This is a genomic window from Alphaproteobacteria bacterium SS10 (assembly GCA_019192455.1).
Lineage (GTDB): Bacteria > Pseudomonadota > Alphaproteobacteria > TMED2 > TMED2 > TMED2.
This window is the reverse complement of the sequence record JAHCML010000006.1, coordinates 195,883-213,646: the sequence shown is the minus strand read 5'-3', so window position 1 is coordinate 213,646 and position 17,764 is coordinate 195,883. Positions and strand designations below refer to the sequence as shown.

Genomic DNA, 17,764 nt, shown 5'->3' with positions numbered 1-17,764 from the left:
ATCGCATTGCGGCGCACACCTCGCCGCTGTTTCAGCCCTAGCTTACGGACAGCAATATGAGCCTTTATTCAGACTATCTGGAAGAGATTGAGAAGCGCAAAGCAGACGGCCTCGCGCCAAAGCCGATTGAAGAGGGCGCGCTCCTCGCTGAGATAATCACCCAGATTGTCGATAAGGATCATCCGCACCGCGCCGATAGCCTGAACTTCTTCATCTACAACACGCTGCCGGGCACCACGAGTGCCGCCGGTGTTAAGGCGACCTTCCTCAAGGACATTATTCTGGGCAAGGGCGTGGTCGAAGAGATCAGCGTCGAGTTCGCCTATGAGCTGCTATCCCATATGAAGGGCGGCCCATCAGTTGAGGTGCTGCTTGATCTGGCGCTCGGCGACGATGACGCCACCGCGAAGCAAGCTGCCGAAGTCCTTAAGACCCAGGTCTTCCTGTATGAGGCCGATACCGATCGCCTGGCCAAGGCCCATGCCGATGGCAATGCGATCGCCACCGATATCCTTAACAGCTATGCGCAGGCTGAGTTCTTCACCAAGCTGCCAGCGGTTGAGGAAGAGGTGAAGGTTGTCACCTATGTGGCCGCTGAGGGTGATGTCTCTACCGATCTGCTGTCCCCGGGTAACCAGGCACACTCGCGCTCTGATCGTGAGCTGCATGGCCGTTGCTTGATCTCAGAAGAGGCGCAGAAGGAAATCCAAGCCCTGCAACAACAGCATCCGGATAAGCGGGTCATGCTGGTTGCTGAGAAAGGCACCATGGGCGTTGGGTCATCCCGCATGTCCGGTGTGAACAATGTGGCGCTTTGGACCGGTAAACAGGCAAGCCCCTATGTGCCGTTTGTGAACATCGCGCCGGTTGTCGGCGGTACCAATGGTATCTCACCAATCTTCCTAACCACGGTTGGGGTGACCGGTGGCATCGGGGTTGACCTTAAAAACTGGGTTAAGAAGCGCGATGCCGATGGCAAGCCGATCATCAACAACAATGGCGACCCGGTGCTGGAACAGGTCTATTCGGTTGAGACCGGCACGGTCCTGACCATCAATACCAAGACCAAGAAGCTCTATGATGAAGAGGGCAAGGAAGAGCTGGTTGATATCGCCGCCTCCTTCACCCCGCAGAAGACTGAGTTCATGCGTGCCGGCGGCTCCTACGCCATCGTGTTTGGTAAGAAGCTACAGAACCTAGCGGCCGAAACCCTGGGCATTGAAGCACCGCAGGTCTTCGCCCCATCGAAGGAAATCACCCATGAGGGTCAGGGCCTCACGGCGGTTGAGAAAATCTTCAATGCCAATGCTGTTGGCGTGCCAAAGGGTACAACGCTTCACGCTGGTTCTGATGCCCGGGTGAAGGTGAACATCGTTGGTTCGCAAGACACGACCGGCCTCATGACCTCGCAAGAGCTTGAGGCGATGGCCGCCACCGTGATCTCCCCCACCGTTGATGGGGCTTACCAGTCCGGTTGCCATACCGCCTCGGTTTGGGATTTGAAGGCGCAGGCGAATATTCCGAAGCTGATGAGCTTCATGAACAAGTTCGGCCTGATCACCGCCCGCGATCCGAAGGGCGTCTATCACTCTATGACCGACGTGATCCACAAGGTGTTGAACGACATCACCGTGGATGATTGGGCGGTCATCATTGGCGGCGACAGCCACACCCGCATGTCCAAGGGCGTGGCCTTTGGTGCGGATTCCGGTACCGTCGCCCTGGCCCTTGCAACCGGCGAGGCAACGATGCCGATCCCGGAATCAGTCAAGGTTACCTTTAAAGGCACGCTGAAAGATCATGTCGATTTCCGCGATGTGGTTCACGCCACCCAGGCGCAGATGCTGCAGGAGTTCGGTGACAATGTCTTCCAAGGTCGGGTGATTGAAGTCCATATCGGCACGCTGCTGGCGGACCAGGCCTTCACCTTCACCGATTGGACGGCGGAGATGAAGGCGAAGGCCGCCATCTGTATCTCGCAAGATGAGACGCTGATTGAGTCCCTGGAGATCGCGAAGAGCCGCATCCAGATCATGATCGATAAGGGCATGGAGAATGCCGCTGGCACCCTGGGTGGTCTGATCGAGCGTGCGGATAAGCGGATTGCTGAGATCCGTTCTGGTGAGAAGCCAGCGCTAGCACCCGATGCCAATGCCAAATACTACGCTGAGTTCACGGTCGATCTGGACATCATCGATGAGCCGATGATCGCCGACCCAGACGTGAACAACGTCGATGTCTCCAAGCGCTATACCCACGACACCATCCGCCCGGTCTCCTATTACGGTGGCGATAAGGTGGTGGACCTTGGCTTCGTCGGTTCCTGCATGGTGCATAAGGGCGATCTGAAAATCGTCGCCCAGATGCTCCGCAATCTGGAAACAGAAGGTGAGAAGGTTGAGTTCAAGGCTCCGTTGGTTGTCGCAGCACCCACCTACAACATTATCGAAGAGTTGAAGGAAGAGGGCGACTGGGGCGTTCTGCAGAAATATTCCGGCTTTGAGTTCAGCGATGAGAACCCAAAGAACGACGCCCGCACCGAGTATGAGAACATCATGTATCTCGAGCGGCCCGGCTGTAACCTCTGCATGGGTAACCAGGAAAAGGCCGCGAAAGGCGATACCGTCCTCGCCACCTCAACCCGCCTGTTCAAGGGCCGCGTCGTTGAAGACTCCGCTGATAAAAAGGGTGAGTCGCTCCTGGCCTCAACTCCAGTCGTGGTGCTGTCCGCCGTGCTCGGCCGTACGCCGAGCGTGGATGAGTACAAGGCAGCAGTTGAGGGTATCAACCTGACCAAGTTCTCACCGCCGCTTCAGGCGCCAGAGACGACCCAGTCGGTCCACTACTAATCGCAGTTACTCAGCATCAAAGCGATCATTCGTGATCGTGGTGCTGAGTGCCTCCATAAAGGCGTCTTTGTCGTCAGTGCGTGGCAGTGGTGGCAGGACCTCGATACGGATCACGCCGGGCCGTGAGCCATGGCCCGGACCACGCCAATGGGCGCCTGAGTTGGTGCGGATTGGCAGCACGTCGACGCCAGACGCCTCATGAATACGGAAGATGCCTGACTTCAGGCGGCGCACCTCACCTTGGCGGCAGCGCGTGCCCTCCGGATAGATCATCAGTGGGCGGGTGCTGCTGTTCACCTGTTCAGCGATCTCGTGAATGCCGATCTCAGTCTTTTGCGCTTCACGGTCGACCTTGATGTTCTTCATTTGCCGGAACACCGACCCGATAAAGGGGATGGTGAACAGTTCTTTTTTGGCCAGCCCGCGAACCCCGCGTGCATATTGCAGGCTTAAGATCGGATCGAGCCAGGACATGTGCCTGGAACCCATGATGACCGGGCGATCATCCGGGATATTCTCAGCGCCCGTCACCTCAACCGTGATGCCCAAAATCTTCTCAAGCATCCAGGAAATGCGCTGGCTGTAGCGCAGTAGGTCGCGCTGTAAATACCGGCCATCAAACAAGACACAGCGGGTTGAGGCGAACAGTGCATAGCTCAGATTGAAGACGATAAAGACCGCATCAAAGAGGGCCGTGCGTGCGCTGTATCGTGGGCGTGGTTCTGTCCCAGCCACCGTTGTTGTTTGATCTGCCACCCATTATCCCCTGAGATGCGCCTGCCAGTGCTTGCATATCTAGCGGATATCCAAGCGTTACGCTTGTCAGGAGCGCATTGCCGCGAAATCCCCCTTTTCGCTGGTTCTTCCCTGTAACTGGGCTAAGGCCTTGTGCGGGGAGATGGGCAGGTGGGTATAATCTGGCCCAAGCAATCGGCAGTCTGGCTCGTCCAACCAGGCTAGAAGCGTGCCGAAACCATGCGCGGGAGCCAGAGATCGATGGAACCAACACTTGATGCGCTGCCGTCCGAAGGCCCAAAAATACTGAGAAAAGTTGGGTTCTGGGGGGTGTTACTGGGCGCTATAGCTCTCATGATGGTTTTCGCCCAGATCGTTGGCCCCACCTTCGAGCCTAAGCCATATGCGGCAACCCAGATTGGCGAGATTGCGGGGGAGATCAAAAGCTCAGCCTGGCGCAGCCTAATGGGGCTACCGCAGCCGGAGGTGGAGCCAGAGCCCGCATCGGTCTGGGATTACCTCGCCATTGTGGCGCCCGTGCTCGGCATTGGCGCGCTGGTGCTCTCACTAATCTCTGGGATCATGCGCGAGAATTGGCGCTTTTCCGCCTATGGCGCGACGCTGGGTTCAGCGGCCATCATCTTCCAGTTTCTATGGTGGATGACCCTGGTGATATTGGGCGTGTTGCTGCTGGTCGCCATTATCGAAAACATTGGCGACATCTTCAGCTGGTAGCTGGCGCTACTTCTTCCGCGTGAAGGTGGCAGCGAAGTATTGCTTACCTTCGAGCAGCGGGGTCGGCTCGCCCATCCCATCCGTGATGAAGAAGGTCTGCGGCTTGATCGGGCCGCCGAGGCTGTAGCCCTTAGCGCCCATCTCACGGCGGTGATATTCCATCGCCGCTTCGGTAAAGCCCTCAGCCAGGATCGTGATGGTGTCTGGGCCGTCTTCTTCGGTGATGCTGTTGAATTCGATCGACATGTCGTTTGAGCTCCGGGCGCGTGGATGGGTTTCAAGCCATTTGGGCTTGAGGGCAATCGCTAATATCCGAAGCTATTAGAGGGGCACGGCCAGCTTTTCAAACACTACGATGCTGGCCGGACCATAAAGCGGTTTAGCCGACAATCAGCTGCTTTAACTGCAGCGCTTCATGCTCAACTTCTGCTAGTCGGAAATGGACCACATCGCCGATGGTGACCATGCCGACCAGGCCGTCATTCTCCATCACCGGCATGTGGCGGAAACGGCCATCGGTCATGCGGCGGAGGACGGAGACAAGTGTATCGGTCGGGGCGCAGGTCTCAACCTTGCTGGTCATCACCTCATCCACCCGGTGGGGCAGGGTTTGGCCCGGTTCATCGGCTAGTTTGCGGACGATATCCCGTTCAGACAGGATTCCGACTAGCGCACCCTTCATATCGGTAACAAGCAGGGCGCCGACGCGGCGGTCCCGCAGGACCTCAACGGCCGTGCTGAGGGTGTCTTCAGGACGGATTGAGAAGACCTGATTGCCCTTACGGCTAATCAGATTGGCGACGGTGGCCGTGTCGGTTGAGAGGTTGGCCTCAGTTGACTGGCTATAGGTGCGATCACTCTGCTTATCGTCGCGGGTGGGGCCTTGATAAGAATAGGGCATTGTTGGTCACTCCCTTTATGTGTGAGCGCCATTGGTTGTTTTGGGGGCGCGCTCTATTTTTGTGATTAGTTTAGACCATTAGCGATGATCGGGGAAATTCCCCACAACTTAGTGAATGAGGGCCTTTGTGGGCGATCTTGGGATAGTTCTGACACCGACCACCGCCACGGTGCTGTTTGTCATCGCCGTTGTGGCTGGATATCGCTATCGCGCGGTGTGGAAAGCAGAGGGGCCCGCCTGGCAGGCTTGGCTATTCGGGTCGGTTGCCGCGTTCTGTCTTTTGGTGCTGGGTTTCGTGCCGTTAGAAGCCGGCTAGCCTAAGAAAATTAGGCTTCTGCGCGTTGTTTTGCGCGCGGGCAGTTCAGGCGCTCGCGAAGTGGGCTATCCGGATCAATCGGCTTTTTACACACCAGGCATTTATCGGCACCAGCAACCGCATTTAGGCCACCACAGCTGCCCTGGATGGTTTTGCCCATCAAAATTGCCCCGATTGCCATGCCGGTGACGACCAGCAGAAGCAGGCAAAAGGCGAGTATGAAGGTGGTTATTTCCATGTGATCTCGGTCAGCGCTTTAGTCAGCCGCACAGTAAGTTGAGCGATAAAGGCAAATAAATCCATCCGAACGTACGCGCTAGCCTAATTGGTTGCCTGAAGTGCTTCAAAGTAAGAATTCGCCGTCGCCTTAAAGTGCGGCCCGGTCTCATCTGCCTCACTATCATTTGGGGGCTCCGCCCGCGCAATAAAGAGGGCGGCCAGATTATGCTGCTCTGACAGCGCCAACCCACGTTCTTGGCCCAGAACCAACAACGCGGTGGCCCAGGCATCAGCCAGCATGGCGCTTTCCGCCAGAACGGTTACCGAGGCGGTGCGATGGGTGATCGGGCGCCCCGTCTCGGCATCGATAATATGGGTGTAACGGGTGCCGTCTTGCTCGAAATAGTTCCGGTAATCGCCAGACGTGGCCATGCCGAGCCCGCTGACCGTGACAATCTCTTGAACTGATCGCGGGGCGATGACCGGTCGCTCAATCCCGATGCGCCAGGCTTCCCCATCCGGGTTCTGCCCTGCCGCAACCAAATCCCCACCGATTTCAACCATGTAGTCGGTTAGGCCAAAGCTGGCCAAGGTCAGCGCCAGTTGATCAACGCCATACCCCTTGGCGATAGCGGCCAAATAGACCGATGCATCAGGGCGGGCTTTGCGCAAGGCCGGGGGCTGATCGGTTAGTTCCAACACCGTTTCCTGTCCAACCTGCGCCAGGGTGGCCGCAATCTCGGCATCGCTTGGCACCGGCGTCTCCGGTGTCCTTGCGCCGAAGCCCCAGAGTTCAATCAACGGCCCCAGGGTCACATCGAACTGGCCCATGCTATCGCGATGAACCTCGTTTGCCGCCGACATGACTGCGTAAAGCTCGCTGGAGATTGGGGTGGGGTCCGTGCTGCGCGTTTGATTGAAGCGTGAGATTTCTGAGCTTGGATCCCAGTTCGACATCTGCTGATTGACCCGGGCCAGGGTATTGCCCACCGCCGTTTGCAGGTCCTTCAGCTCGATATGCCCGGCCCTATCGACGGCGACGATGTTATAGGTCGTGCCCATCGTCTCCCCGGTTAGGCGGAACACCTGCTGTTGCTCACCGCAGGCAGTTACCAGCAGCAGAAGGCAGGCCAGCCAGATTGTTCGGGTTCGGGCCATTTTGGGCGGCTTTTTGAGGTTGTTTTTCGGCACTGCGGGATCATGGCGCACCAGTTGATGCCCACCAACGTGATTCCTTGCCGCATGGGATAGCAAATAAGATGAAGCTGGCATATCAGTATGATATTCAAATCCGACTGTTGGTGGACAAACCATTGGCGGTCGTCCTGGCGGCAAAACGCTGGGACTTATGTAACTGAGATTCGGGATTAATTCGCTTGCAGCACTATCAGCTCCGAAAGGGTCTGAACCTGCCAGTTCAGGGCTCGCCTGCCCAGGCCATCCAGGACGGCCCCGCCGTTCGCACCGTGGCCGTATTGGGTGAGGATTATATCGACCTCAAACCACGCGTGTTCGTTGAGGAAGGCGAGGTTGTCGCCGCCGGCACGCCGCTGTTTGCCCATAAAGATAATCCGGATGCGGTCATCACCGCGCCGATTGCTGGCCGTGTCCAAGGCATCAACCGTGGTGCCCGGCGCGCGCTGATCAGCATCGAGATTGAGGTTGATGAGATCGCGAAAGAGCCGGTCTACTTCTCCAAGGTTGGTGACGCCAACACCGCTGAGGGTCTAACCGAGCGCCTGTGTGCCGCTGGCCTTTGGGGTGCGTTCCGAACCCGCCCCTATTCAAAGGTACCTGAGCCAACAACCCGCCCGGTTGCGATTTACGTGACCGCTATGGACACCGAGCCGCTGGCCCCCAACCCCGCTCTCGTCATTGGTGAGGCAGCCGACTCTTTCGCCAAGGGCCTTGCCGCCATCACCAAGCTGACCGACGGTACCACCTATCTTTGCCATGAGAGCGGCGCGGAGATCCCAGGCGCTGACATCGATGGCGTTCAGGCAGCCACTTTTTCCGGACCACATCCGGCGGGCCTGCCCGGCACCCATATGCACTTCCTCGAGCCGCCATCGGTTGAACGCATCGTCTGGTCGATTTGGTACCAGGATGTGATCGCAATCGGTCGTCTGCTTGAAACCGGCAATCTGGACGCTGAGCGCGTGATCGCGCTGGGTGGCCCACTCTGCCATGAGCCACGGCTAATCCGCACGCTGGCCGGCGCCTCAATGGATGAGCTGACCGCCGGTCAGATTGATAACTCTGTTTCCGTCCGCCTCATCTCAGGCTCGATCCTTAGCGGTCGTGCAGGTGAGGGGGTTAGCGCCTATCTCGGCCGTTACGCGCGCCAGGTGACGGTGATTGAGGAAGATAAGAAGCAGAACACCCTGGGCTGGATCCTTCCCATGCCCAGTAAGTATGCATTCCAGCCAGTGCTTGGCTCTGCCCTGTCGAAAAAGCTATTTCCGCTGACCTCGAACCTGAATGGTGGGCGCCGCGCGATGGTGCCTACCGGCACGTTTGAGCAGCTGATGCCGCAGGATTACCTGCCAACCCAACTACTCCGGGCCTTGCTGGTTATGGACACGGACACAGCGCAAGCGCTCGGCGCGTTGGAGCTGGATGAAGAGGATCTGGGCTTGGTGGCTTTCGCCTGCCCGGCCAAATACGAATATGGCATGGCGCTACGCGACTGCCTGACCAAGATCGAGAAAGAGGGATAGGCACCGATGGGCCTTCGTAACTTCTTCGACGGTATCGAACCGCATTTTCTTAAGGGCGGTAAGTGGGAACGCTACTTCCCCGTCTATGAGATGGTGGAGAGCTTCCTCTACACGCCCAAGACCGTGACCACCGCGGCACCGCATGCCCGCTCATACGTCGATATGAAGCGGATCATGAGCTATGTGGTGCTGGCGACGATCCCGTGCATCTTGCTTGGCTGCTATAATATCGGCCTGCAAACCAATACGGCGATTGCCGATCTTGGTGCCTCGGGCTGGCGCGCCGACATCATCCAGATGCTCGGCATTGGCTTTGACCCAACCAATATCTTCGCCAACTTTTTCCACGGCCTCCTCTACTTCCTGCCGGTCTACATAACGACCCTGGTTGCGGGGGGTATCTGTGAGGTTGTGTTCGCCACGATCCGCCGCCACGAGGTGAATGAAGGCTTCCTCGTTACCTCCATGCTCTATGCGCTCATCATGCCGCCGGACCCACCGCTTTGGCAGGTGGCGCTGGGCATTATGTTCGGTGTGGTGATCGGTAAAGAGGTGTTTGGCGGTACCGGTAAGAACTTCCTGAACCCTGCGCTAACTGGTCGTGCCTTCCTGTATTTCGCCTATCCGGCGCAAATGTCTGGCGACACCATTTGGACCCCGGTTGATGGCTTCTCTGGTGCCACCGCTTTGGCGGTTGCAGCCTCTGATGGCTATCAAGAGATCGTGGCCCGCGGGGTTACCTGGATGGATAGCTTCCTTGGCTTTGTTCAGGGCAGCATCGGTGAAACATCGACACTTGCGGCCTTTATCGGCCTCGCCTTCTTGCTAGCCACGCGGATTGCGAACTGGCGCATGGTGGCCGGCTGCCTGGGCGGCATGATCGCCTTCTCAACCCTGCTCAATATGATCGGGTCTGAGACGAACCCAATGTTCGCCATGCCCTGGTATTGGCACCTGGTCGTTGGTGGTTACGCCTTCGGTCTCGTGTTTATGGTCACCGAGCCGGTCTCTGGCTCCCACACCAATCTGGGCCGCTATATCTATGGGGCGCTGATCGGGGTGATGGTGGTGATGATCCGGGTGATTAACCCGGCCTTCCCTGAGGGGATGATGCTGGCCATCCTATTCGGCAATGTCTTCGCGCCACTGATTGATCACTTCGTGGTGCAAGCCAACATCAAGCGCCGGATGAAGCGCTTCGCGGGGGCGGCCAATGCCTGACGATAATCAAAACCCCGAGGGCAATTCTGAGAAGCCAAAAGGGCCCATTGGCCGTTTCCTAGCATTGCCACCAGATTCCGTGCCGAAGACCTTTGCGGTTGCACTGACCCTGTGCCTGATCGCCTCCATGGCGGTCTCTGCCGTGGCCGTTGCCCTCCGCCCGATGCAGCAGGAGAACGCGGCCCGCGATAAACAGGTCAACATCCTCCAGGTTGCCGGTACTTACAGCCCCGATATCGATGTGCAGGACGCCTTTGCTGCGTTTGAGCCAAAGGTGCTTGAGCTTGAGACCGGTGAATTCACCGATCAGTTCGATCCGACCAATTTCGATGATTTGGCTGCCGCTGATGATCCGGCCACCTCTATCGCCCTAACCGATGACCCGGCCTCAATTGGCCGTCAATCAAAGTTCGTGACGGTCTATCTGCTGCGTGATGATGCGGGTGACCTCAGCAAGGTTGTGCTGCCGATCCATGGTTACGGCCTTTGGTCCACGCTCTATGGCTTCATCGCGCTTGAGGCGAATGGCAACGATATCTTCGGCCTGCAGTTCTACCAGCATGCCGAGACACCAGGCCTAGGTGGTGAGGTAGATAACCCCCGCTGGAAGGCGCTGTGGCGCGGTAAGCGGCTGAAGGATGATGCCGGTGAGCTGCAGATTACGGTCGCGAAGACTGTGCCTCCAGCCGGTGCGGACTACCATGTGGATGCCCTGTCAGGTTCGACCCTGACCTCAAATGGCGTCGATAACATGGTGCGGTTTTGGATGGGTGAGCAGGGCTATGAGCCCTTCTTGGCGAAGCTGAAAGCAGGGAGCATCTAAATGCCTCAAACACGCAAACAGATGCTGACCGACCCGTTGGTCGACAATAACCCAATCACCCTTCAGGTTCTGGGCATCTGCTCAGCGCTGGCGGTGACCACCTCACTGCAGGTGTCACTGGTTATGTCGCTCGCGGTGATCTTTGTCTGCGGTTTCTCATCGATGTTCATCTCGATGATCCGGAACCACATTCCGAACTCAATCCGCATCATCGTGCAGATGGTTGTGATTGCCTCGCTCGTCATCGTGGTCGATCAGCTGCTTAAGGCCTTCGCCTTCGAGATTTCAAAGACCCTCTCGGTCTTCGTGGGCCTGATCATTACCAACTGTATTGTCATGGGCCGGGCCGAAGCCTTCGCAATGAAAAACCCGCCGGTTGCCTCCTTCATTGATGGGGTGGGTAACGGCCTTGGCTACGGCCTCATCCTGATGATGGTCGGCTTCGTGCGGGAACTGTTCGGTGCTGGCACCCTGTTCGGTGTCACCGTGCTTGAGACCGTGAACAATGGCGGCTGGTACGTGCCAAACGGCATGCTGCTGCTGCCGCCTTCCGCCTTCTTCATCATTGGCCTGATCATCTGGGCATTCCGTACCTGGAAGCCAAAGCAGGTCGAAGAGCGCGAGTACAAAATCCAAACGGTTGAGGCCCATTGATGGAAGACCTGCTGTCCCTCGCGGTTAAGGCGATCTTCGTTGAGAACCTGGCGCTGTCCTTCTTCCTGGGCATGTGCACGTTCTTGGCCGTGTCGAAGAAGATTTCGACCGCCATCGGCCTTGGCATTTCAGTGATCATCGTGCAGGCGATCACCGTGCCGACCAACAACCTGATATTCACCTATTTCCTCGCCCCCGGCGCGCTGTCCTGGGCTGGCTTCCCGGAGGTTGATCTCTCCTTCCTCGGCCTGATCTCCTATATCGGGGTGATCGCCGCGATGGTGCAGATCCTGGAGATGGTGCTCGATAAGTATTTCCCGCCGCTCTACAACGCGCTGGGTGTGTTCCTCCCGCTGATCACCGTGAACTGCGCCATCCTTGGTGGCTCCCTATTCATGGTTGAACGGGATTACAACTTCGTTGAATCCGTCACCTATGGCGCGTCCTCGGGTTTCGGGTGGGCGCTGGCGATTGCCGCCATGGCCGGGGTCCGGGAGAAGCTTAAATATTCTGACATTCCGGATGGCCTACAGGGCCTTGGCATTACCTTCATCACCGCTGGTCTGATGGCGCTCGCCTTCATGTCTTTCAGCGGCGTTAAGCTCTAGGAGGGATCACAGATATGGAAACCTTCAGCCTCGGTATTTTGCTCTTCACTGCCGTTGTTCTGGCGCTGGTCACGGTCATTCTGGCCGCCCGCTCACGCCTGGTCTCAACCGGCAATGTGAACATCACCATCAATGGTGAGAAGACCATCTCCGTTCCCGCTGGCGGCAAGTTGTTGCAGACCTTGGCCGGCCAAAGCCTGTTCGTACCATCAGCCTGCGGCGGTGGTGGTACCTGCGCCCAATGCCGGGTGAAGATCCACTCCGGTGGCGGCTCCATCCTGCCGACCGAGGAAAGCCATATTACCAAGCGTGAGGCCTCCTGCGGTGACCGCCTATCCTGTCAGGTGACGGTGAAGCAGGACATGGAAGTGGAGGTCCCGGAAGAAGTCTTCGGCGTTAAGAAATGGGAATGTGAGGTTGTCTCCAACGATAACGTGGCAACCTTCATTAAAGAGTTGAAGCTCAAGCTTCCTGAGGGTGAGGATGTTGCCTTCCGCGCTGGTGGTTATATCCAGATTGAGGCCCCATCCCACACCGTTGCCTATAAGGATTTCGACGTTGCTGAGGAGTACCGAGAAGATTGGGATAAGTTCAATCTGTGGCGGTATGAATCAAAGGTGGATGAGCCGATTGAGCGTGCTTACTCCATGGCTAACTATCCGGAGGAAAAGGGCGTCATCATGCTCAACGTCCGGATTGCGACCCCGCCACCGGGCAGCGATGGCATCGCGCCTGGCCAGATGTCCTCTTACATCTTCAGCCTGAAGCCAGGCGATAAGGTCACCATCTCTGGTCCGTTTGGTGAGTTCTTCGCCCGTGAGACCAAGAAGGAAATGGTCTTCGTGGGCGGTGGTGCTGGCATGGCGCCAATGCGTAGCCACATCTTCGATCAGTTCCGCCGCATCCATACCGACCGTAAGGTCACCTTCTGGTACGGCGCGCGCTCTAAGCGCGAGATGTTCTATGTCGAGGATTTCGACACGATCGATGAAGAGAACAAGAACTTCAAATGGAACGTCGCCCTGTCAGACGCGCTGCCTGAGGATGATTGGAAGGGCCATACCGGCTTCATCCACAATGTCCTGTTTGAGCAGTATTTGAAGGAGCACCCAGCGCCAGAGGATTGCGAGTACTACCTCTGCGGCCCGCCAATCATGAACAAGTCGGTGATCGACATGCTGGTGGACCTAGGCGTCGACCGCGAAGACATCATGCTCGATGACTTTGGTGGCTAGGCTCAAGCAAAGAGGCTGACAAGCTAATTAGACGTAACGCGACCGTGCCCAACCGCCGGTCGCGTTATTCGTTTTGGGCTTAGGTGTTTAGATGCCCCAATCGCTCACCATGCGTAAACATGGTGAACCCGTCGCCGCGGCTTAGGGCGGCTAGGGTTATGTTGGCCTTGTTCGCCACCTCGACCGCATAGGCGGTGGGGGCTGAGACGGCGATGATGGCGGGGCAGCCTGCGATGGCGGCTTTCTGCACCAGCTCAACCGATAGGCGGGAGGTCATGACGATGGCGCCGCTGGCCGGGTTAATCCCTTGGCGGATCAGGGCACCTAAGAGTTTGTCGAGTGCGTTGTGGCGGCCCACATCTTCGCGCGCTGCGATAATGCCCTTGCCCGGTTGTAGGAACCCGGCGCCATGGACCGCACGAGCCTGATCATGTAGCGGCTGATGGGCGCGCAGCTGCTCCGTCGCCTGATTGATTTCATCATAGGTCATGGGTAGTTCGCCCGGCGGCAGGGTTGGTACCTGGCGGGTTGTTTCCTCAATGCTCTCAATCCCGCAAAGGCCACAACCGATGGGCCCGGCCATGGAGCGGCGACGGGCGGCAACTGCTTCGCTGCGTTCCGGTGCTAGCCAAAACCTCGCCTCAATCGCGGTCATCCCCTTACTGGTTTGCTGGGTAACGACCTCAAAGCTCTCAACCTCACTGAGGTTATTGATGAAGCCCTCCGTCCGGGCAAAGCCGATGGCGAAATCCTCGATATCGGTGGGGGAAGCCATCATGACGGCAGCGCTAGTGCCATCAAACACCATGGCGACCGGCACCTCGGCGACCAGGGTGTGAGACACTGGTTTGGCACCCGGCATCGCAACCGCCTCAACATCGATGGTTGGGGGTAGCAGCAAGGCTAGCGCCTTATCCGCTAGGGTGAAGAAAAGGCGACCTGATGGTTCCTCGCGGTCTTCCAGTACAAGAAGCTCGTGATCCTCAGCGAGCAAGGTGCATTCCCGGATCACCAGGGCATGGGCCACATCCATATCCTTGGCGAAGCTTCGGCTATCGCTGTTGAGGCCCAAATGTGCGGTGGCCAGGAGGCCCGCACCAATGGGTGTCAGCATGTCTGGATGAGCGGCCAAAAGGCGCTCAACCAATGGCGCTAGTTGTTCTTGCTCACTCACCGGTTAGGCCCCATGGGCGCGGAAGCGGACGAGGATCGACTTTGATGTAGGGGTGAAACTCTTCTCCCCAAAGCTCTGATGCGGGACCAGGACATTCAGCTCCGGGAAATACCCAGCAACACAGCCGCGCGGCGTATCGTAGGGGATTAGCTGGAAACCCTCTGCGATCCGCTCAACCCCATCCTCATAACAGCCGATGACGTCCACCTCTTGCTCCGCTTCCATGCCGAGCTTGGTCAGATCCTTTGGGTGGATGAAGATCACCTGCCGCTTGCCGAACACGCCGCGATAGCGGTCATCCATGCCATAGACGGTGGTGTTGTACTGATCATGGGACCGGACGGTTTGGAGGACGAAGGTCGGCTGCTCGCTATCCTGTGCCTGCTGCCAATCGGTCTGGCTTGGCAGCGCGGCGGTGTTAAAGTTGGCGCGGCCCGTATCGGTATTCCATTCCCGGTGCGAGGCCGGATTGCGCAGGTGGAAGCCGCGGGGCTGTCGCACCGTACGGTTGAAATCCCCGAAGATGGGCAAGACCCGGGCAATCATATCCCGGATAAGGTCGTTGCTTTCCGCCAGCGCATCCCAATCCACAACCTTGCTGCCGACCGTCGCCTTGGCCAGACCGGCGACAATGCTGACCTCGGACTTCAGTTCTTTAGAGGCGGGCAGGTTAATGCCGCCGGAGCCGTGCACCATGCTCATGGAATCTTCCACGGTGACAATCTGGCGCTCGCCTTTGCTGTTCCGATCAATCTCCGTGCGGCCAAGGCAGGGCAGGATATAGGCCTGCTTACCAACCATCAGATGGCCGTGGTTCAGCTTGGTGCCCACATGAACGGTGAGGTCGAGTTTGCGCAAGGCCTGGGCGATGACCTTACTGTCCGGCACCGCACGCGCGAAGTTACCACCCATGGCGAAGAAAGCCTTAGCTGAGCCATCGAGGATTGCCCCAATCGCGTGCAGCACGTTGTGCCCAGGCTCGCGCGGCAGCTCAACGCCCAGCTCCTTCTCCAGCGCATCCAACAGAGCTTTCGGTGCGCGCTCATTGATCCCAACGGTGCGATCACCTTGGACATTGGAGTGGCCACGCACGGGGCACAGCCCGGCGCCGTCCCGCCCCAGATTGCCGCGCAGCATCATGAAGCTGGCAATCTCTTTAATCGTTGCCACGGCATGCCGATGTTGGGTGATGCCCATGGCCCAGGTGGTGATCACCCGGTCAGAGGTCATGTAGATATTGGCCGCCTGCTCAATCTCCGCCTGGCTTAGACCCGATTGCACCTCAATCATGTTCCAGTCGGTCGCCTCAACCAGGGCGCGGTAGGCCTCAAAATCATGACAATGCTCGGCGATGAAGTCATGGTCGAGGATGGGGGGCTTGCCAGCCTCGCGCGCGGCATCATCCTCCGCTAACACCACTTTCGCCATGCCCCGGAATGCTGCCATGTCGCCACCTAGGCGGGGGCAGAAATACTCGGTTGAGGTAGGCTTATGCCCGGCCTGCAGCATCTCGACCTTGTTCTGCGGATCGGCAAAGCGCTTGAGGCCACGTTCTTTCAGCGGGTTGAACACCACCACATGGGCACCGCGTTCCACGGCGGCGCGCAGGTCGGTCAGCATGCGTGGGTGGTTGGTGCCCGGGTTCTGGCCGACGACAAAGATCGCGTCCGCCTGCTCAAAATCCTCCAGCCGCACCGTGCCCTTGCCGGTGCCAATCGCCTCGGTCAGGGCAACGCCGCTTGCCTCATGGCACATGTTTGAGCAGTCGGGGAAGTTGTTGGTGCCGAACAGCCGAACGAAGAGTTGGTAGAGAAAGGCGGCCTCATTGCTTGTCCGGCCAGAGGTGTAGAACTCCGCCTGGTTTGGGTTCTGAAGCGCGTTTAGTGCTGCTGCAATCTCAGTAAAAGCGGTGTCCCAGGTGGCGGGCTCAAAATGATCGGTCTCGGCATTGTAGCGAACTGGTTGGGTCAACCGGCCCTGATGCTCAAGGTCGTAGTCTGACCATTGCTGTAGCTCGCTCACTTTATGCTGCGCAAAAAACTCTGCCGTCACGCGGGCCTTGGTGGCCTCCCAGGCGACGGCCTTAACGCCGTTCTCACAGAACTCGAAGGAGGAGCCATGCTCCGGATCGCCCCAGGCACAGCCGGGGCAGTCAAAGCCATCGGGCTGATTGGTTTTTAAGAGGGCGCGCGCGTTGTTGACCGGCTGGCCGCTGCCCATCAATTGCCGACCAACACTCTTTAACGCACCCCAGCCACCGGCGGCCTTCTGGTCGCCTTCTGCTGTGGGTTTGTCTGTCGTATTGGTCATGCTGTGTCCGGCGTTTTGCTGCCAGCACGTTACCCAGGCACGGCCCCTCTTGTCGATGATTGGCTGGGATAGGTGCTTGGCTTATGGCCAAACAAGCAAATGGCGCCACAGCGGCGCCATTGCAGGGCTTAGGGGGCACTAAGCCAGATTAGGCATTAATGGTCGTTTGAGTGCGCCAGTGTTCATCCAGCGGCTCCTCGATGAACAGCATCACATCATCATCCACCCGATCAATATCGGTGTTAACGGCAATCAGTTCTGCCAGTTGCGTGTTCCAGAGTGCCGCCAGCTCACCTTCGCTTAGGCCGTTTTCATGGCTCACCGTCACGTCACCGGCGAAGAGGCGGGGGAATTGGTCGACGATGGTGGTTGCGTACTCACCACCATAGAGGCCGTCGGCCATGGCACTCATCACCAAATTGGCCACCAGTTCTTCCAAATCATCCTGATCGTGGAGTGGCATGTCGACCGGCGCTGGCAGGCCGGGGTCGGCCATGAACTTGATGGCGGCTGTTATGAAACGAACTGCCTTGGCGGTGGTCAGCTCGGCATTGCCGGTGGCGCCCATTGCCATGCCCTCAACGCCTAAGAGTAGGGGGAGCAATTCGTTGAAGGTAATGGCCTGGATTTCCACCTCGACCCGTACAGCTGCGGCGTCGAAGAGTTGTTTGTCACTCCAATGCGGGTTCTCACGCTCCAGAACCTCAACCCAGCGATTATGTTCACGCATCAGCACGGTCTCAAACGAGGTGGGGAGGGTAGTCGTTTCAATAGGCTCGAGCTCGGCATTGTCGTTTTGGAATGGGGGTTCCCCCGGCCCGATGGGGGCGACTGGGGTTGGGGCCGGGGGAAAGCCCAACGGATGCCAAGTGGATGGGGAACGCACTTGGGCAGTTTGGGGGTCGTTGGGCGTGTCAGTTAGTAGGGCGATGCCGAAATCAAGACTTGGGCGGTTGGTAGGTGGAGTTGGCTCCCCCACCTCCCAGGCGGTCATGCAGGTCGTTGGGTCAATTGCGATATCAGCAGCGTTGTCGAGGGCGGCAACCGTCTCAAAGAAGTCGACGGATGGATCATCAATCGGGTGTGCCAGATCACCAGCGAGGGATAGTGCATCGGTTTTGGTTGGTAGCGTGGTCATGATCTGGCTCCTTCCTAATCTCGCCGGTGAGGGCTGATCCCTCTTTTGTTTGGTGCTGATGGAAGAAGCTTACGGGAGGTGTGCTGAACCCAATCTGAATCCCTCGTTCAGCTTGGGTTCAGGTTC

The 17,764-nt window shown here is 58.0% G+C and carries 17 protein-coding genes; 9 read left to right on the top strand and 8 right to left on the bottom strand.

The annotated features are described in order from the left end of the window. Nucleotides 1–56 precede the first annotated feature (56 nt). On the top strand, nucleotides 57–2,849 hold the full coding sequence (locus tag KI792_11055; GenBank protein MBV6633554.1) for a bifunctional aconitate hydratase 2/2-methylisocitrate dehydratase: 2,793 nt from the start codon (nucleotides 57–59) through the stop codon (nucleotides 2,847–2,849). A gap of 6 nt (nucleotides 2,850–2,855) precedes the next feature. Here KI792_11055 and KI792_11050 read toward each other — a convergent pair whose 3' ends face one another. Continuing rightward, nucleotides 2,856–3,605 carry a 1-acyl-sn-glycerol-3-phosphate acyltransferase gene (locus KI792_11050; protein ID MBV6633553.1) on the bottom strand — a complete coding sequence of 250 codons (750 nt, stop codon included), beginning with the start codon at nucleotides 3,603–3,605 and terminating at the stop codon, nucleotides 2,856–2,858. 333 nt (nucleotides 3,606–3,938) lie between these two features. Between KI792_11050 and KI792_11045 the strand changes: the two genes are divergently transcribed. Continuing rightward, nucleotides 3,939–4,319: a hypothetical protein gene (locus KI792_11045; GenBank protein ID MBV6633552.1), complete on the top strand. Its 381-nt coding sequence runs from the start codon at nucleotides 3,939–3,941 to the stop codon at nucleotides 4,317–4,319. Nucleotides 4,320–4,325: 6 nt separating this feature from the next. On the opposite strand, the gene KI792_11040 is transcribed toward KI792_11045, so the two are convergent. Both KI792_11040 and KI792_11035 read right to left on the bottom strand, forming a co-directional pair. Further along, entirely contained in the window at nucleotides 4,326–4,565 is a 240-nt protein-coding gene (locus KI792_11040) for an AMP nucleosidase (GenBank protein MBV6633551.1), read from the bottom strand. A 133-nt stretch (nucleotides 4,566–4,698) separates the two neighbouring features. After that, on the bottom strand, nucleotides 4,699–5,220 hold the full coding sequence (locus KI792_11035) for a CBS domain-containing protein (protein ID MBV6633550.1): 522 nt from the start codon (nucleotides 5,218–5,220) through the stop codon (nucleotides 4,699–4,701). Between the two features lie 115 nt (nucleotides 5,221–5,335). On the opposite strand from KI792_11035, the gene KI792_11030 reads away from it, so the two are divergent. Then, a complete protein-coding gene (locus KI792_11030; GenBank protein ID MBV6633549.1) occupies nucleotides 5,336–5,536 on the top strand; it encodes a hypothetical protein in 201 nt (66 codons plus the stop codon). 10 nt (nucleotides 5,537–5,546) lie between these two features. Here KI792_11030 and nqrM read toward each other — a convergent pair whose 3' ends face one another. Beyond that, the gene (gene nqrM / locus KI792_11025; protein ID MBV6633548.1) at nucleotides 5,547–5,768 is read right to left on the bottom strand and encodes a (Na+)-NQR maturation NqrM; all 222 of its coding nucleotides are present in this window, start codon (nucleotides 5,766–5,768) and stop codon (nucleotides 5,547–5,549) included. Between the two features lie 89 nt (nucleotides 5,769–5,857). Then, nucleotides 5,858–6,913 carry an FAD:protein FMN transferase gene (locus KI792_11020; GenBank protein ID MBV6633547.1) on the bottom strand — a complete coding sequence of 352 codons (1,056 nt, stop codon included), beginning with the start codon at nucleotides 6,911–6,913 and terminating at the stop codon, nucleotides 5,858–5,860. 218 nt (nucleotides 6,914–7,131) lie between these two features. On the opposite strand from KI792_11020, the gene KI792_11015 reads away from it, so the two are divergent. The 6 genes from KI792_11015 to nqrF are packed head-to-tail and all read left to right on the top strand — an operon-like array spanning nucleotide 7,132 to nucleotide 13,016. After that, nucleotides 7,132–8,475, top strand: coding sequence for a Na(+)-translocating NADH-quinone reductase subunit A (locus KI792_11015; protein MBV6633546.1), 1,344 nt, complete (start codon nucleotides 7,132–7,134; stop codon nucleotides 8,473–8,475). A 6-nt stretch (nucleotides 8,476–8,481) separates the two neighbouring features. Continuing rightward, entirely contained in the window at nucleotides 8,482–9,696 is a 1,215-nt protein-coding gene (locus KI792_11010) for an NADH:ubiquinone reductase (Na(+)-transporting) subunit B (protein MBV6633545.1), read from the top strand. Then, nucleotides 9,689–10,519, top strand: coding sequence for a Na(+)-translocating NADH-quinone reductase subunit C (locus KI792_11005; protein ID MBV6633544.1), 831 nt, complete (start codon nucleotides 9,689–9,691; stop codon nucleotides 10,517–10,519). Before KI792_11010 ends, KI792_11005 begins: the two co-directional genes overlap by 8 nt. Continuing rightward, nucleotides 10,520–11,173, top strand: coding sequence for an NADH:ubiquinone reductase (Na(+)-transporting) subunit D (locus tag KI792_11000; GenBank protein MBV6633543.1), 654 nt, complete (start codon nucleotides 10,520–10,522; stop codon nucleotides 11,171–11,173). Beyond that, nucleotides 11,173–11,781: an NADH:ubiquinone reductase (Na(+)-transporting) subunit E gene (nqrE, locus tag KI792_10995; GenBank protein ID MBV6633542.1), complete on the top strand. Its 609-nt coding sequence runs from the start codon at nucleotides 11,173–11,175 to the stop codon at nucleotides 11,779–11,781. Before KI792_11000 ends, nqrE begins: the two co-directional genes overlap by 1 nt. A 14-nt stretch (nucleotides 11,782–11,795) precedes the next feature. Next, nucleotides 11,796–13,016, top strand: a complete 1,221-nt coding sequence (gene nqrF / locus KI792_10990) for an NADH:ubiquinone reductase (Na(+)-transporting) subunit F (GenBank protein MBV6633541.1) — start codon at nucleotides 11,796–11,798, stop codon at nucleotides 13,014–13,016. 79 nt (nucleotides 13,017–13,095) lie between these two features. On the opposite strand, the gene fdhD is transcribed toward nqrF, so the two are convergent. From fdhD to KI792_10975, 3 genes are all read right to left on the bottom strand, one after another. Further along, nucleotides 13,096–13,878, bottom strand: a complete 783-nt coding sequence (gene fdhD / locus KI792_10985; GenBank protein ID MBV6633540.1) for a formate dehydrogenase accessory sulfurtransferase FdhD — start codon at nucleotides 13,876–13,878, stop codon at nucleotides 13,096–13,098. A 315-nt stretch (nucleotides 13,879–14,193) separates the two neighbouring features. Next, on the bottom strand, nucleotides 14,194–16,500 hold the full coding sequence (locus KI792_10980; protein ID MBV6633539.1) for an FdhF/YdeP family oxidoreductase: 2,307 nt from the start codon (nucleotides 16,498–16,500) through the stop codon (nucleotides 14,194–14,196). 148 nt (nucleotides 16,501–16,648) lie between these two features. After that, nucleotides 16,649–17,638: a hypothetical protein gene (locus KI792_10975; GenBank protein ID MBV6633538.1), complete on the bottom strand. Its 990-nt coding sequence runs from the start codon at nucleotides 17,636–17,638 to the stop codon at nucleotides 16,649–16,651. Nucleotides 17,639–17,764 lie beyond the last annotated feature (126 nt).

Excerpts from the sequence above, each read along its gene's own strand:
- fdhD (MBV6633540.1), bottom strand. The coding sequence starts at position 13,878 with ATGCCGGGTGCCAAACCAGTGTCTCACACCCTGGTCGCCGAGGTGCCG.
- KI792_10980 (MBV6633539.1), bottom strand. The coding sequence starts at position 16,500 with ATGACCAATACGACAGACAAACCCACAGCAGAAGGCGACCAGAAGGCC.
- KI792_10975 (MBV6633538.1), bottom strand. The coding sequence starts at position 17,638 with ATGACCACGCTACCAACCAAAACCGATGCACTATCCCTCGCTGGTGAT.
- nqrF (MBV6633541.1), top strand. The coding sequence starts at position 11,796 with ATGGAAACCTTCAGCCTCGGTATTTTGCTCTTCACTGCCGTTGTTCTG.
- KI792_11020 (MBV6633547.1), bottom strand. The coding sequence starts at position 6,913 with ATGGCCCGAACCCGAACAATCTGGCTGGCCTGCCTTCTGCTGCTGGTA.
- nqrE (MBV6633542.1), top strand. The coding sequence starts at position 11,173 with ATGGAAGACCTGCTGTCCCTCGCGGTTAAGGCGATCTTCGTTGAGAAC.
- KI792_11055 (MBV6633554.1), top strand. The coding sequence starts at position 57 with ATGAGCCTTTATTCAGACTATCTGGAAGAGATTGAGAAGCGCAAAGCA.
- KI792_11000 (MBV6633543.1), top strand. The coding sequence starts at position 10,520 with ATGCCTCAAACACGCAAACAGATGCTGACCGACCCGTTGGTCGACAAT.
- KI792_11005 (MBV6633544.1), top strand. The coding sequence starts at position 9,689 with ATGCCTGACGATAATCAAAACCCCGAGGGCAATTCTGAGAAGCCAAAA.
- KI792_11035 (MBV6633550.1), bottom strand. The coding sequence starts at position 5,220 with ATGCCCTATTCTTATCAAGGCCCCACCCGCGACGATAAGCAGAGTGAT.
- KI792_11045 (MBV6633552.1), top strand. The coding sequence starts at position 3,939 with ATGATGGTTTTCGCCCAGATCGTTGGCCCCACCTTCGAGCCTAAGCCA.
- KI792_11010 (MBV6633545.1), top strand. The coding sequence starts at position 8,482 with ATGGGCCTTCGTAACTTCTTCGACGGTATCGAACCGCATTTTCTTAAG.
- KI792_11040 (MBV6633551.1), bottom strand. The coding sequence starts at position 4,565 with ATGTCGATCGAATTCAACAGCATCACCGAAGAAGACGGCCCAGACACC.
- KI792_11030 (MBV6633549.1), top strand. The coding sequence starts at position 5,336 with ATGAGGGCCTTTGTGGGCGATCTTGGGATAGTTCTGACACCGACCACC.